Annotated in this window: 12 protein-coding genes; 10 read left to right on the top strand and 2 right to left on the bottom strand. The window is 73.1% G+C overall.

Annotated elements, in window-relative coordinates; translation table 11 throughout:
* The first annotated feature begins 817 nt into the window (after positions 1-817).
* The 9 genes from WME89_RS53810 to WME89_RS53770 all read left to right on the top strand — a co-directional run bounded on the left by WME89_RS53810 (position 818) and on the right by WME89_RS53770 (position 10,160).
* Complete coding sequence (locus WME89_RS53810; protein ID WP_438007240.1) at positions 818-1,909, top strand: hypothetical protein; 1,092 nt, start codon at positions 818-820, stop codon at positions 1,907-1,909.
* 164 nt (positions 1,910-2,073) lie between these two features.
* Entirely contained in the window at positions 2,074-2,670 is a 597-nt protein-coding gene (miaE, locus tag WME89_RS53805) for a tRNA isopentenyl-2-thiomethyl-A-37 hydroxylase MiaE (RefSeq protein ID WP_438007239.1), read from the top strand.
* 6 nt (positions 2,671-2,676) lie between these two features.
* Positions 2,677-4,143, top strand: a complete 1,467-nt coding sequence (locus WME89_RS53800; protein WP_438007238.1) for a hypothetical protein — start codon at positions 2,677-2,679, stop codon at positions 4,141-4,143.
* Between the two features lie 192 nt (positions 4,144-4,335).
* On the top strand, positions 4,336-4,803 hold the full coding sequence (locus WME89_RS53795; RefSeq protein WP_438007237.1) for an ATP synthase F0 subunit B: 468 nt from the start codon (positions 4,336-4,338) through the stop codon (positions 4,801-4,803).
* On the top strand, positions 4,800-5,813 hold the full coding sequence (locus WME89_RS53790; protein WP_438007236.1) for a F0F1 ATP synthase subunit B family protein: 1,014 nt from the start codon (positions 4,800-4,802) through the stop codon (positions 5,811-5,813). The genes WME89_RS53795 and WME89_RS53790 overlap by 4 nt, the downstream gene beginning before the upstream one ends.
* The gene (gene atpH / locus WME89_RS53785) at positions 5,810-6,352 is read left to right on the top strand and encodes an ATP synthase F1 subunit delta (protein WP_437622770.1); all 543 of its coding nucleotides are present in this window, start codon (positions 5,810-5,812) and stop codon (positions 6,350-6,352) included. The genes WME89_RS53790 and atpH overlap by 4 nt, the downstream gene beginning before the upstream one ends.
* Positions 6,353-6,468: 116 nt before the next feature.
* Positions 6,469-8,376, top strand: a complete 1,908-nt coding sequence (atpA, locus tag WME89_RS53780) for a F0F1 ATP synthase subunit alpha (RefSeq protein ID WP_438007235.1) — start codon at positions 6,469-6,471, stop codon at positions 8,374-8,376.
* A gap of 6 nt (positions 8,377-8,382) precedes the next feature.
* Positions 8,383-9,351, top strand: a complete 969-nt coding sequence (gene atpG / locus WME89_RS53775; protein WP_438007234.1) for an ATP synthase F1 subunit gamma — start codon at positions 8,383-8,385, stop codon at positions 9,349-9,351.
* Positions 9,352-9,554: 203 nt separating this feature from the next.
* Positions 9,555-10,160, top strand: coding sequence for an L-threonylcarbamoyladenylate synthase (locus WME89_RS53770; protein WP_438007233.1), 606 nt, complete (start codon positions 9,555-9,557; stop codon positions 10,158-10,160).
* A 79-nt stretch (positions 10,161-10,239) separates the two neighbouring features.
* Here WME89_RS53770 and WME89_RS53765 read toward each other — a convergent pair whose 3' ends face one another.
* The gene (locus tag WME89_RS53765) at positions 10,240-11,187 is read right to left on the bottom strand and encodes a DNA-methyltransferase (protein ID WP_438007232.1); all 948 of its coding nucleotides are present in this window, start codon (positions 11,185-11,187) and stop codon (positions 10,240-10,242) included.
* The gene (locus tag WME89_RS53760) at positions 11,184-12,092 is read right to left on the bottom strand and encodes a penicillin-insensitive murein endopeptidase (protein ID WP_438007231.1); all 909 of its coding nucleotides are present in this window, start codon (positions 12,090-12,092) and stop codon (positions 11,184-11,186) included. The genes WME89_RS53765 and WME89_RS53760 overlap by 4 nt, the downstream gene beginning before the upstream one ends.
* 269 nt (positions 12,093-12,361) lie before the next feature.
* Between WME89_RS53760 and WME89_RS53755 the strand changes: the two genes are divergently transcribed.
* The gene (locus tag WME89_RS53755; RefSeq protein WP_438007230.1) at positions 12,362-13,972 is read left to right on the top strand and encodes a hypothetical protein; all 1,611 of its coding nucleotides are present in this window, start codon (positions 12,362-12,364) and stop codon (positions 13,970-13,972) included.
* Positions 13,973-14,181: the final 209 nt, after the last annotated feature.

Here is a 14,181-nt window from a genome sequence, read left to right as displayed (position 1 = left end):
CGCTGCTCTGAAGTCCGCTCCACGAAAATAGGTTTCGGGGGCGACCGAAGAAGCGTCGCCCCCAACTTATCCACAGGTCTCACAGCGAGGACTCGCCTCTAACCCCTGGAGATCTCTATGTTATTCTGAATGTAATCGAAGGGCGCGTCGACTTTTCAACAGTCCGCCCACGGCCGCTTCGTCCTCGAGTCATCGTCCGCACGCATCCAAGGAATGCGGGTGGGAAATACGGCCCCACTGCACCGGTGCTCGGCTCGGCTTCGGCCAAGCACGGCGATCGTGGTGGGGGTGCAACCGTCGCGTCGAGGTCCATTGCATTGGAAGACAGATCGGCACAGCCGTCCCCCATACCGCCTCACAGAGCTCGGTAGCCCACAGCGCCCCTTTCGGGGCCACCCTTTGGAGGACTCGGTGCGGCGCAGGGCCGCCCCGAGGACGAATCCGAGGTAGCACCGGGTGAGTCCGGGCGTCTATCCCCAACTGCGAAACTTGGCTCAAGTATCGATGATCATTGATGTAAATTCAGTCCACAGCGCACTGCGAAGCCGGCTTCGCGTCACCCTCGCTCGGCCCCTCGGACACCAGGAGCCAAAACCCCCGACGCAGGTCGGTGATTTTCACGACGCGGTCACGATTGCAGAGCAAAACCCGCTCATTTCGTCGTCAAGAGGCTAGAGCCGTCGGATTTTCCAGCTTTTTTTGGAATGCGGAGCTCGTCCAGCACAGAGCGACCGGGGCGAGCCGATTTCAGCCTCCGAGAATTTGCCCCCGGGGTCCCGGTGTGGGGTATGGCGAAGCGATGCCGTTGGGGATCTGGTTGACAAAGGGGGCACTCCTGGCGCAGCCGCCGGAGCGGTCGTCGTGCCAGGCGGCGACCTCTGCGCGGGCCAGGGCCCTGGCGGCGGCGGCCGCGCTCTCGGTGGTCACGGCCGCAGGGTCGGCGGCGGCCGAGCCGTCGTCGCTGCCGCCGCAGCTCGCCTACGCGTACGGCGAGAACGAGACGCCCCGCGCCGCGGCCTTCGGCGGCGCGCTGCGCGCGCTCGGGAACGGGACGTCGGCCGTCTTCATCAACCCCTCCGCCATGGTGGAGACCCGCGTCTACCACCTCCAGGGGCTCTTCCAGGGGAGCCCAGAGGCCGGCCGCCACGCGTACGGCGGCGTCGTCGTCGACTCGGTCACCGGAAAGCTGGCGGGGGCGCTCTCCTTCGTCGGCGGCTTCGTCGACGCCGACGGGGTCGATCGCACGTTCCTCGATGCGCGGGTGGGCCTCGCCTACCCCATCACCGAACGCCTCTTCGTCGGGCTCACCGGCCGCTACGCCAAGATCACGCAGGACGGGACGCTCCTCGCGGGAGGCCTCGGCAACAGACAGCAGAAGGAGGACAGGCTGGGGTACGACCCCGTCGCCGGCGGCCTGGCCGAGACCGAGGACGGAAAGGCCGCCGGTCGCCACTCCTTCGTGAACGAGTTCACGTTCGACGCCGCGATCACCATCAAGCCGGCGGACAACCTGTACATCGCCGCCGTCGGACAGAACCTCTCCTACCCGAACAACGGGCTGCTCCCCACGACCGTCGGCGGCGGCATCGGGTTCGGCACCGACGACTTCTCCATCGAGGTCGACGGGCTCGTCGACCTGAACTCCTACATCGATGCCACGTACCGCCTCATGGCGGGCGGCGAGTACCTCGTCGCCGATCACTTCCCGCTCCGCGCCGGCTACCGCTTCGATCAGGGCGCAGACCAGCACGCGCTGTCGCTCGGCGTGGCCTACATTGGCACCCAGTTCTCCGTCGAGGCCAGCGCGCGCCGGGCGCTCGCCGGCGGCGGGCCCACCACGTTCGTGGTCGGGCTCGCGTACCACCTCGAGTCGAGCGGGCTGACCCGCGCGTCGTCCGACGGGCTCTAGGCCGTCAGGCCGCGCCGCCCGACCGCCACGCGGCCCCAGATCACGCGGCCCAGATCGCGTGGCCCGACCGTCGCGCGGCACGACGTCCGGCCCGCGGCGGCGTGCGGCGTTGACGACCGCCTCCCCCTTCTCGCCGCGGCGCGCCTGCTCTAGGTCGACCCTGCGTGCTGTGCCTGACCCTACCGACCGATCCGCGCTGGGCTGACGTGGCGCTCGCCGACCTGCCGGCGCTCCTGACCGATCACGCCCACTGCGAGATGAAGGCGGCGTCGAACGCGCTGTCGCTCGCCGCGCGCTGGCCGTCCATCCCGCGCCTCGCGCGCGCGCTCGTCGACCTCGCCGAGGAGGAGCTCCGGCACTTCCGCGCGCTGCTCGACGAGATCGAGCAGCGCGGCCTCGCGCTCGGCAAGCCGGAGACCGACGAGTACGCGAGCGAGCTGCGCAAGGCGGCGTCCAGCACCTGCGCGCGCAACGCGAAGGCCGCGCTCATCGATCGGCTGCTCGTCGGCGCGATCATCGAGGCCCGCTCCTGCGAGCGCTTCCGGCTGCTCGCCGACGGCCTCGCGGCGCGCGAGCACGAGCTCGCGCCGCTCTACGAGGAGCTCTTCGCGTCGGAGGCGCGGCACTACCGGACCCTCGTCGACCTCGCCGTCGACGTCGCCGGCGACGAAGGCGCGGCGCGCGGCCGGCTGGCCGAGCTCGCGCGCGCCGAGGGCGAGATCGCCCGGCGGCTCGGGACGGCCGCCGCGGTGCACGGGTAGGTGAGCATGGAGATCGATCTGATCCGCTTCGATCGGGAGGTCGCGCGCGCGGCGCGCGCGTGGCGCGCGGCGCTCGACGACGTCACCCGACGCGGTCCGGCCCCGGCCGACGCGGACCAGGACGGCGCGACCGCCGCCGAAGCGAGGGCGCGGCTCGAGAACCCGCTCGATCCCTTCCGGCGCGTCAGCGCGCGGACGACCTACCTCGAGCTCACCGGCAAGACCCCCAGCCTGGGCGCAGAGCTCGGGCTCGCGAGCCAGGCGGAGGCCCCGGCGCCGGACCCGACCGGCCTCGCGGCCCCGCTCGCCGACTGGGTCTACACGCTCACGCTGGAGCGGGTCGTCTGGGCCGATCGCCTCCGGCTCGCCGCGGCCTGGCACGCCGCGTCGCTCTTCATCGACGTGCCCGAGCCGGCGCGGATGTCGCCGCACGAGGCGCGGCTCAGGCTGCTCGCCGATCCGAGCGACGCCGGACGGCAGACGTTCGCCGAGGTGCTCGCCCGCGGCGCCGGTGCCGTCGCCGACGCCGCCCGCATCCTCGTCGAGCGGCGGCACGAGGCCGCGCGCCGGCTCGACGAGGCGCGCCGGCTCGCGGTCGAGATCCCCTGCGATCCGCCGGACGCGGCGCTCGGCGCGGCCGAGGCGCTGCTGCAGCGGACCGAGCCGATGCTGCAGCCCGCGGCGACCTGGCACGGCGCCCTCGGGCGCGCCGTGGGCCGCGACGCCGCCTCGGGGTGGCCGGCGCGGCTCGGCCCCCGCTGGCTCGAGGAGCTGTTCCGCCCGACAAGGCTCACCGAGGGCCTCGCGATCGATCTCGGACCGCTGCCGCGGCCCCTCGGCGCGGCGTCGTTCGCTCGCGCGCTCGCCCGCTTCGGCGCGGCGCTGTCGCGCGCCTCCGCGCGCGGGCCGTTCGCGCTCGGACACGCGCCGTGCGATCTCCAACGCGCGCGCCGCGCGGCGCTGTTCGGCGGCCTCGTCGCCGACCCCGTCTTCTGCGCGCGCGCGCTCGGGCTCGGCCGAGGCCGCGCGCTCGATCAGGCGCGCGCGACCGCGCAGAGCCTCGTCCTCTCGCTGCGCCTCGACGCCGCGACCGTGGGGCTCACGCTCCAGGGCGGCCCGGACGGAGGCGGGCACGTGCTGCTCCTGGCCGCCCGCGACCGCAAGGATCGCTTCGAGGAGGCGACCGCCCGCGCGCTCGGCGCGCCCATCCCGGGGGCGCTCGCCGGGGTCGTCCCGGCGCTCGAGCCCGACGCTGCCGTCCGGCTCGCCGGGGCGCTCCTCGCGGCGCGCGACCGGCGCGACCTGATCGAGCGCTTCGACGAGGACTGGTTCCGCAATCCACGCGCGGCCGAGGCCCTCCGCGACGAGGACAGCGCGCCGCGAGCGCCAGCGTTGGAGACGTCGGGCCGCGCCAGCGCCGCGGATCTCGAGGCGGGCCTCGACGAGATGATGCGCTCGCTCGCGAGCCTGTAACACGCAGCGCGCGCGAGCGCGGCGCGCCTCGGCGAGGCGAGCCCGGCCGCCCTGCCGAGAGCCCTTCCAGCTTCGACTGACACGTGCTAGGTGCCGGCGCGTCGAAACGCCCTCCCCCGGGGGCGCGGGGCAGCGCGCGGCTCCCGCTGCGCCGCCCTCGTCGCCGAACAAGCACCCGTGAATCCGAACGCCATGCACCCCCTTCTCGCGTCCGGCGCCGCCGGCATCGCCGTCGACTTCGATCTGACGTTCCTGGCGCAGGTCGTCCTCTTCTCGACGTTCATCGTCGTGCTCAAGCCGCTGCTGTTCGACCCGCTGCTCCGCGTCTTCGAGGAGCGTGAGCGGCGCACCGACGGCGCCAAGCGGGAAGCGCGTGAGATGGACGAGCGCGCCGGCGAGCTGCTCACCCGCTACGAGGCCGAGATCGAGCAGGTCCGGCGCGAGGCCGGGATCGAGCGCGAGCGCCTCCGCGCCGAGACCATGAAGATCGAGGCGCAGATCATGGCCGAGGCCCGCGCCGAGACCGCGCGCATCATCGAGGACGGCAAGGCGAAGATCGCGGCCGAGGTCGCCCGCATGCGCGGCGAGCTCACCGCCGCCCAGCCCGCGCTCGCGGCGGAGATCGCCGCCAGCATGCTCGGCCGCGAGGTGCGCCAGTGAAGAAGCCGCTCCGCCGCTCCTCGCTCGCCCTCGGCCTGGCCGCGGCGCTCGCCGCCGGCACCGCGCTCGCGCAAGAGCCGGCCCCGCAGCCGACGATGCCCCCGGGCCACCCGCCGGTCGGCGCCGCCCAGCCGGCTCAGCCCGGCGCGGCCCAGCCGGGCTCGCCGCAGCTGCAGCCCCGCCCGCGCGACATGCAGCCCGGTCGCCCGCTCGGGCCGGGCGGCCGCCAGCTCCCGCCCGGCCACGGGCTCCGGCCGCCGCAGGGCGGTGGGCCCGGCCGCGCGCGCCCCGTGGCGCCGCCGGAGACCACGGAGAGCGCGTCGCACGGGGAGGAGCACTGCCCCGGCCACGGCCCGACCGATCCGCCGCCGCACGTGAACTGGTGGCGCGGCCTCATCGGCGTGAACAACGAGGCCGCCGCGAAGGGCGGCATCAACTCGCTGCTCTGGCGCTACCACGACGACAAGAACCCGTGCGACCCGAAGAACGAGCCGCCGCCGTTCCTCGCCTCGGTCCTGAACTTCGGGCTGCTCGCGTTCATCGTCGTCCGCTTCGGGAGGAAGCCCGTCGCCGAGGCGCTGAAGAAGCGCAAGCAGACGATCATGCAGGAGCTCGACACCGCCTCGCGCCTCAAGCGAGAGGCCGAGCAGCGGCTCGACGAGTACGAGGACAAGCTCACGCGGCTCGAGGAGACGCTCGCGGAGCTCAAGGCCGAGCACGCGACGCAGGCCGAGCTCGAGAAGGCGCACGTGCTCGCCGAGGCGGAGCAGCGGCGCCTGCGGATGCGGCGCGACGCCGAGTTCCGCATCGAGCAGGAGCTCAAGGCGGCGCGCGCCATGCTCCTCCAGGAGGCGGTGCAGGGCGCCGTCACCGCGGCCGAGGAGCTGCTCCGGCAGCGCGTCGGCCGGGAGGACCTCGACCGGGTCAACGAAGAGTACCTGAAGGCCATCCCCGCGGCCGTCTCCGCCGGCGCCCCCCGCGGAGCCCAGACCACCGGAGCAGCGATATGAGCAACGAGGCGGTCGCCCGACGCTACGGGCGCGCGATCTTCGAGATCGGCAAGGAGACCGGCACCCTCCCGTCCCTCTCGAGGGAGATCGGGGACGCCAGCGCGATGTACTCGTCGAGCGAGGAGCTCCGCCTCGTCCTCGACAACCCGCTCATCCCGGAGGCCCCGCGCGAGGAGCTGATCCGCGAGGTCGGCGCCCGCGCCGGCTTCTCGGAGGTGACGAAGAACACCCTCCTCCTGCTCGCGCGTCGCCGGCGGCTCGCGGCGCTGCCCGAGATCGCCCGGCAGCTCGCGCTCCTCGTCGATCAGGAGCAGAACATCGCCCGGGCCGTCGTCACGAGCGCAGGCCCGCTGAGCGATGGTTACCTTGACCGCCTCCGGGCCGAGCTCGAGAAGGCGACCGGCAGGAAGATCTCGATCACCCACCGGCAGGACCCCTCGCTCATCGCTGGCGTGGTCACCCAGATCGACGATCAGGTGATCGACGGCAGCCTCAGGACCCGGCTGTCGAGCTTCCGTGACAACCTGCTCCGAACCTGAGGGGACGCGAACACGCACCCCTGTTTCACGATGGGTCGGGGCTCAGCGCTGGCTGGCCTCTTGACCTTGACGACGTAGATTCCGAAGCCCAAGCGTCTCCCGACAGAGGACTCCGCATGCAGCTCCGCGCCGAAGAGATCTCTCAGATCATCAAGAAGCAAATCCAGAACATCGACAAGGCCGCTCAGGTCACCGAGACGGGCACCGTGCTCACGGTGGGCGACGGCATCGCCCGCGTCCACGGCCTGAGCCGTGCCATGGCCGGCGAGCTCGTCGAGTTCACCGGCTCCGAGGGGGGGAGCCTGATGGGGCTCGTGCTGAACCTCGAGCAGGACAACGTGGGCACCGCCATCTTCGGCGATACGAGCGTCATCAAGGAGGGCGACGCCGTCAAGCGGACCGGGCGCATCATGGAGGTGCCCGTCGGCGAGGCGACCCTCGGGCGCGTCGTCAACGCGCTCGGCATGCCGATCGACGGCAAGGGGCCGCTCGACACGACCGAGCGCCGCCGCGTCGAGGTCAAGGCGCCCGGCATCATCCAGCGCCAGCCGGTCACCGAGCCGATGCAGACCGGCATCAAGGCGATCGACGCGATGATCCCGGTCGGCCGCGGCCAGCGCGAGCTCATCATCGGCGACCGCCAGGTGGGCAAGACCGCCGTCGCCGTCGACGCGATCATCAACCAGAAGGGCAAGGGCGTCATCTGCGTCTACGTCGCGATCGGCCAGAAGCTGTCGACGGTGCGGCAGGTCGTCGACCGGCTCGATGCGCACGGGGCGCTGGAGTACACGGTCATCGTCGCCGCGACGGCGAGCGAGACCGCGCCGCTCCAGTTCATCGCGCCGTACACCGGCGTGACCATCGGCGAGTACTTCCGCGACAACGGGCGCCACGCGCTGTGCATCTACGACGACCTGTCGAAGCAGGCGGTCGCGTACCGCCAGCTCTCGCTCCTGCTCCGCCGCCCGCCGGGCCGCGAGGCGTACCCGGGCGACGTCTTCTACCTCCACTCGCGGCTCCTCGAGCGCGCGGCGAAGATGGCCGACATCTTCTACGTCGTGCCGAAGGGGACGAAGATCGAGGGCGGCGACCACTCGTACCGCGGCGTCGACGGCAAGTCGCACGTCGGGGCGCACGGGATGCACTCCGCGAAAGACTCGCTCTGGAAGACGGTCGACCCGGCCCTCTTCGAGAAGCTCGAGCAGGCGCGCAAGGAAGAGAAGAAGGACGAGATCAAGAAGCTCGAGCAGCAGCTCTCGGACAAGGGGAAGGCGAGCGACTACGAGATCGTCCGCGACCCGAAGTCGGGCGGCTCGCTCACGGCGCTGCCGGTCATCGAGACGCAGGCCGGTGACGTGTCGGCGTACATCCCGACGAACGTCATCAGCATCACGGACGGGCAGATCTTCCTCGAGGCGGATCTCTTCTACTCCGGCGTCCGCCCGGCCATCAACGTCGGCATCTCGGTCAGCCGCGTCGGCGGCAACGCGCAGATCAAGGCGATGAAGTCGATCGCCGGGACGCTGCGCCTCGATCTCGCGCAGTACCGCGCGATGGCGGCGTTCTCCCAGTTCGCCTCGGACCTCGACGCGAAGACCCGCGCGCAGCTCGAGCGCGGCGCGCGCCTCACCGAGATCCTGAAGCAGGGCCAGTACGTGCCGCTGGCGGTCGAGAAGCAGGTCCTCATCATCTACGCCGGTACGCAGGGCCTGCTCGACAGCCTGCCGGTGAGCTCGCTCGCGCGCTTCGAGGATGAGCTCTACAAGTTCATCGAGGGCAAGCACGCCCAGATCTTCACGGACATCCGGGAGAAGAAGGTCCTCGACGACGACCTCAAGTCCCGCATGACGAAGGCGATCGACGCGTTCAAGAAGCGGTTCGTGGTGGACGCGAGCGGCGCCTCGAGCGCCAGCGCCGCGGAGGCCGACGAGGCCGCGGACGAAGCGGGCGACGAGGAGGCGGCGCCGGCCCCCAAGGCGAAGTCGAAGAACGGCAAGAGCGCCTCGAAGGCAAAGGAAAAGTAGGCAGCCGTGCCCAGCCTCAAGGCCATTCGCAAGCGGATCTCGAGCGTCAAGTCGACGCAGAAGATCACCCGCGCCATGAAGATGGTCGCGGGTGCCAAGCTCAACAAGGCGCAGCAGCGCATCACCGAGCTCCGGCCCTACGCCGTCAAGGTGCAGGAGGTGCTCTGGGAGATCACGCGCGACGCTGTCGCGGCGCCCTCGGCGGACGCGCCCGCGGCGGAGGGGATCGAGGCAGAGGGCTATGCGGCCGCGCTCACCGGCGACAGGCCGGCGCACCCGCTGCTCGTGACCCGCCCGGAGCGGCGCGTGCTGCTCCTGGTGCTCACGAGCGACCGCGGGCTCTGCGGCGCGTTCAACACGAACATCAACAAGCGCGCCGAGCGCGAGTGGAAGAGCCGGACCGAGGCCGGTCAGGAGGTCCAGATCGCGGTCATCGGCCGCAAGGGCCGCGACTACCTCAACCGCCGCAACGCGCCCATCCTCGAGTACCTGCCCGGGGTCTGGGACAAGCTCAGCCTGGAGACGGCGCAGGCGGTCGGCGCGAAGATCCTCGCCCCGTTCAACAAGAACGAGGTCGACGCGATCTACATCGTCTACAACGAGTTCAAGAGCGCGATGACGCAGACCGTCGTCGTCGAGCGGCTCCTGCCCGCCGGCGCGCCGGCGCAGGCCCAGGGAGACGAGAGCGACCGCGTCTCGCAATCCGGACAGGCGGCGGAGTTCGTTTACGAGCCCGACCGGGGCGCGCTCCTGGAGCGGCTCGTCCCGATGTACGTGGACATCTCGATGCTGCGCGCCCTCTACGAGTCGATGGCGAGCGAGCTCGGCGCCAAGCTCACGGCGATGGATGCCGCGAACAAGAACGCCAAGGAGATGATCGACTCGCTGACGCTCGAGTACAACAAGGCGCGGCAGGCGGCGATCACCAAGGAGCTCATGGAGATCATCGGCGGCAGCGAGGCGCTCAAGGAGTAGCGCGCCGCGTCAGCGGCCCTGTCTCCTTCCTCTGATCCTCGCCGCCTCGCGCCGGCTGTCCGCGGCGAGAGGCTCGCAACCACGGGGCTCTCGCCCCCCGCTCCCTTCACCCCCGCGCCCGCTCCTCGGCTGCCCAGCGCTGGCCGCGCCTCATCGGGCCAGCACTGGCGGAGCCGGCCGGGCGACCCCATGGTCCCGTTCCCGTGATCCAGCCCATCAACGCCGACCATCCGGAACCACGCAAGATCGCGCGAGCCGTCGACCTCCTCGAGAAGGGGGAGGTCATCGGCTACCCGACCGATACCGTCTACGGGCTCGGGTGCGACCTGATGAACAAGCAGGCGATCGACCGCCTGTACCAGATCAAGGGGATGCGCCAGAACAAGAACCTCGCGTTCATCTGCCCGGATCTGAGCGACATCGCGCGCTACGCCATCGTCGAGAACCAGGCGTACCGCATCCTCAAGCGCTTCCTGCCAGGGCCGTACACGTTCATCCTCCCGGCCACGCGCGAGGTGCCGAAGTACGTGCACCTCAAGCAGAAGACGGTCGGCATCCGCGTGCCGAACCATCCGGTCGCGATCGCGCTGGTGCGCGCGCTCGGGCGGCCGCTCATCAGCACGACCGCGGCGCCGCCGGGCGAGGATCCGATCTTCGACCCCGGCGAGATCGACGACAGGTTCCCCGGGCTCGCCCTCGTCCTCGACGCGGGGACCGGCGGGGCCGTGCCGACGACGGTGATCGACCTGAGCCAGGGCGACGTGCAGGTCGTCCGCGAGGGCGCGGGGCCGATCGACGACCTCGTCTGAGACGCCCGCGCGCGCCGCGCCGCCCGCCGCAGGTCAGCGCGCCGGTCGACGCCGGATGCGCGCCGGAGACGTCAGCAGCTCACTCGTCGTCGTGCGCGTCGGCGTCGGCCGCGCGCCCGCCGGGCACCTCGATCGCGCTGTACGCGACCCCCTCGCGGTCGAGCCGTTCGCAGGCCGTGGCGAACGCGAGCTGGCTGCGGTCGCCGCCCACGAAGCGGCGGCCGAGCCGCGCCGCCGCGATGAGCGTGGTGCCGCTGCCGCACATGAGATCCGCGACGGTCGCGCCGGGCGCGGACGAGGCGCGGACGATGCGCTCGAGCAGCCGCACCGGCTTCTGCGTCGGGTAGCCGGTGGCCTCGCGACGAAGCGGGGTGTTGGCGACCATCCCGGGGATGTCGGTCCACACGCTCCCGAGCCGGCGCCCCTCGTCGGCGTAGTAGCGGTACGCCTTGCCGCCGAGGACCCGCTCCCGGTAGAAGCGGCCGTCCTCGTCGCGATGCTTGAAGTGCATCGCCAGGCTGGTCTCGGCGTAAGGCTCGCGGAGCGCCGGGTCCGAGGCGTTGTAGACGACCCGGCCGCGCTCGCTCGCCGCGCGCGCGTAGAGGAGGACCGTCTGGTGCGTGACCGAGAAGCCGCGCGCGCCGCGGCCGCCATTGCCGGGCGCCCAGATGATCTCGCCGAGGAAGGCGCCGCGGCCGAAGAGGCGATCGCACGCGACCTTCGCGTCGTGGACCGCGCGGTGATCGAGGTGCAGGTAGAGCGTCGCGCCCTCGGCCATGCGCTCGCGGACGGCCGCGAGGCGCGGCGCGAGCATGGCGACGAGCGCGTCGGCGCTCGCGCGATCGTCGTACGCGTCGGGTCCGCTCTCGGGCCTGCGCCGGCCGCGCGCCTGGCCGCGCGCCGACCGCGCGGTCATCGTCGTCCCGACGCCGAAGGGCGGGTCGAGGTAGACGAGATCGAACCGCACCTCGGAGGGGAGCGCGGCGCAGACGTCGGCCGCGTCGCCCAGCGCGACGAGGTGGCTCACAGCGCGCCGTCGGGCGCCACCGCGCGCGGGCCCGCTGCAGCGCCGCCGGGCAGGAGGTCGTCGAGGAGCGCGGCGGCGAGGTCGCTGTCCGCCGGCGCGATGAGCTGCGGGACCGCCGGGAGCCACGGCCAGTACGGGCCGCCGCCGAGGCAGCCGGAGAGGAACTCGTCCGGCGTGCACGCGACGCGGAGGTGCAGGTGGTCGGCGTGCGCCGTGCTGTCGCCCGGCTGGAGCAGCACGCTCTCGGCATACCAGATGAGCTCCGGATCCTCGCCGAGCGCGCGGGCGTACTCGATCACGAGCGCCTCGAGCCACCGGGCAAAGAAGAGCCACTGGACGTGCGCGTCGGGCGAGCGGACGAGAGACCTCACGAGCAGCCACGTGCGCTCGACGTCGATGCGGACGTACTCCTGCGCGCCGGGGAGCGGCGCGCGGTCGGCGTCGCCGCCGTCGCCGATCCGCGCGAGCCCGTCCGGCCCGAAGTCGATGAAGCCGGGCGAGCGCACCGGGCGGCCGTCCGGGGTCAGCGCGTAGAGCAGGAGGTCGGCGTCGCGCCCGGTGCGGTGGGACCGGTGACCGCGCGTCGCGCCGCCGAAGCGCGCGGAGAGATCGCCGATGACGAGCGGCTCGCCGCCCGGCCGCGCCCGCGCGACCTCGGCGGCGGCGCGCTGGACGGCCGCGACGAGCCCCGCGGTCCCCCAGCGGATGCCGTTGCTGCGGAGCAGCCGGTAGCCCTCGCCCTGCCTCGGCAGCTCGACGGCGTCGGTGATCACGCCGTGGTGCGGGACGCCGATCGAGCCGCGGAGCGCGGGGGCGAGCGGCGTGGGGGAAGAGCCGACGCACGCCGCGCAGCACAGCGCGACGAGCCCCAGCAGGAACGTGGTGAAGAGAGTACGGCTCGGCATGACGGAGGTCGGGCGCGGCGTCGGCCGCCCGCCGCGCCGGCCCGCTGGATGCCCGCGGCGACGGCCCCGGCGTCGCTCCTGCCGCGGATAACCCCGCTGGCGCCGGAGGGAAAGTTCTCGTGGTCGCGGCCGAGCCCGCCGCGCGCTGGAGCGCGGCGCGCCGGTGGCGTCCGCGGCGGCCGGCGGTGACCGCGGCACGAGGCTGTACCGGCGTGCGCCGGCGCCAACCCCTGCCCTCACGGCGCGATCAGCGCTAACACGCTGCGCCCATGGAGCCCAACCACCGCGCCCCCCAGGGGAACCCGAGCGCGGATCGACGCCCGCCCACCGAGGATCGACGCCCGCCGACGGCGGATCGACGCCCGCCCACCGAGGATGAGCCCGAGGGCGTCGCCTGGAAGGGGGCCCTCGCCGTCGCGCTCGTCGTGGGGGGCCTCGTCGTGTGGCGCGCCTGCTCCACGCCGGACGACGCCGCGGGCAGCGCCGCCGCGCCGTCGAGCGCCACGCCGGCGGCGGGCGACCCGAACGATCCCGCCGCGACGGCGGGTCCCGCCGCGACGGCGCAGCCTGCGCCTCCGCGCTGCGCGCCCGCGGGCGCGGCGCCGTTCGTGATCGGCGACGCGCCGCCGGCGCCGAAGGCCGCCGAGCCCGAGCAGGGCGCGGGGGGCGGCGCGGCGGACAGCGCCGAGGATCTCGCGCCGTTCGCGGTCGAGGTCGGCCGCGGGACGACGTTCGCCGGCGGGTTCGCCGTGGGCGCCCAGCGGGAAGCGGAGGGCGGGACCGTCGCGATGGTGGCGACGCTCTCGGCCGACGGCGCCCAGGGGAAGCTCGTCCGGCTCGCGCGATCGCGGGGCGACATGGATCCGCCGATCGTCGCGGGCGCGGGCGGCGCGGTCCTGGCCGCGATGCTCGAGCCGAACGCCGGCGGGCGCGCCATCAAGATCGCCCGGATCGACGGGGAGCACGTCACCTGGGGGGCCGAGCTCGCCGAGGGCCGCGACGAGTCGCTCGCGCTCGACGTCGCCGCGTCGGGCGAGCGCGCGGTCATCGTCTGGGACGACGTGACCCGCGACGGGAAGCGATCGCGGATCATGCTGGCCTCCGCCGACGTGGGCTCGCTGCGCTCCGTGACCTCGCCGCGCCCCGTCTCCCAGCCGAGCACCGACGCCGAGGTGCCGCGCTTGATCGCCCGGCCGGGCGGCTACTGGCTCGCGTACATCGCGCGCGCCGAGGAGCCGGCGAGGCGCGCCGCGGCGAAGGAGGGCGACGACGCCAACGAGGACACCGCGGCGGCAGGCGAGACGATCGCGCACCAGTGGCTCGAGGCGGTCCCGCTCGACGAGACGGGCGCGCTCACCGCGACGCCCCGCGCGGTCACGCCGAAGGACGGGCACGTGCTCGCGTACGATCTGGCGCTCGGCCAGGACGACAGCCTCGTCCTGGCCTTCCGCGACGACGATACGCCGAGCGGCTCGATCGGAGGGCGCATCAGCGCCGTGCTGGTGCGGCTCGGCGGCGCCGCGGAGCCGCGCGTGCTCGTGGGCGGCGACCGGGAGCAGGACGCCCCGCCCGAGGCCGCCCTCGGCCTCGGCGCCGGAGTGCCAGCGCTCCTCCGGGGCGCCGCGGGACCAGGCGGGTCGAGCGCCGGCGGCCGCGAGGGCGCCGCGGTGTGGCTCGCGATCGCGAACGCCTCCGGCCCGACGCAGCTCGCGGCGCTCACCGCGAAGGGCGAGATCGAGGGCGGGCTGCGCCCGGAGCCGGCGCTCGGGCGCGGCGAGCCCATCGCGGCCTCCGCGGAGGCGCTGCTCGTGGCGCGCCCCGCCGGCAAGGCGATGAAGCTCGAGCTGCTGCGCTGCGCGCTGTCGGCGCCGCCCAGGTAGACCGATCCGCGGGCCGCGCTCCGGGGAGGCGCGCGGCGCTCGCAGCAAGCGCAGCGCAGCACGTGGCGCGAAAAATACACGAGGCCTGCTCGGGCCCGGCTCACGCAGGGGCGCGACGTCAACCGAGCAGACACATGGACGTGGATTGAAGACGCGCGGGTGTGTAGCATCCGCGCCGGTGGCTCAAGGGGACGATCCGCAAGAAGGAG

The sequence above is a fragment of the Sorangium sp. So ce321 genome, from assembly GCF_051530195.1.
Classification (GTDB): Bacteria; Myxococcota_A; Polyangia; order Polyangiales; family Polyangiaceae; genus Sorangium.
This window is presented reverse-complemented; position numbering and strand designations above follow the sequence as displayed.

What these genes read in the sequence shown, in the direction of transcription:
- atpA (WP_438007235.1), top strand. Translation starts at nt 6,469, where the DNA reads ATGCAGCTCCGCGCCGAAGAGATCTCTCAGATCATCAAGAAGCAAATC.
- WME89_RS53760 (WP_438007231.1), bottom strand. Translation starts at nt 12,092, where the DNA reads ATGCCGAGCCGTACTCTCTTCACCACGTTCCTGCTGGGGCTCGTCGCG.
- atpH (WP_437622770.1), top strand. Translation starts at nt 5,810, where the DNA reads ATGAGCAACGAGGCGGTCGCCCGACGCTACGGGCGCGCGATCTTCGAG.
- WME89_RS53755 (WP_438007230.1), top strand. Translation starts at nt 12,362, where the DNA reads ATGGAGCCCAACCACCGCGCCCCCCAGGGGAACCCGAGCGCGGATCGA.
- WME89_RS53795 (WP_438007237.1), top strand. Translation starts at nt 4,336, where the DNA reads ATGCACCCCCTTCTCGCGTCCGGCGCCGCCGGCATCGCCGTCGACTTC.
- WME89_RS53800 (WP_438007238.1), top strand. Translation starts at nt 2,677, where the DNA reads ATGGAGATCGATCTGATCCGCTTCGATCGGGAGGTCGCGCGCGCGGCG.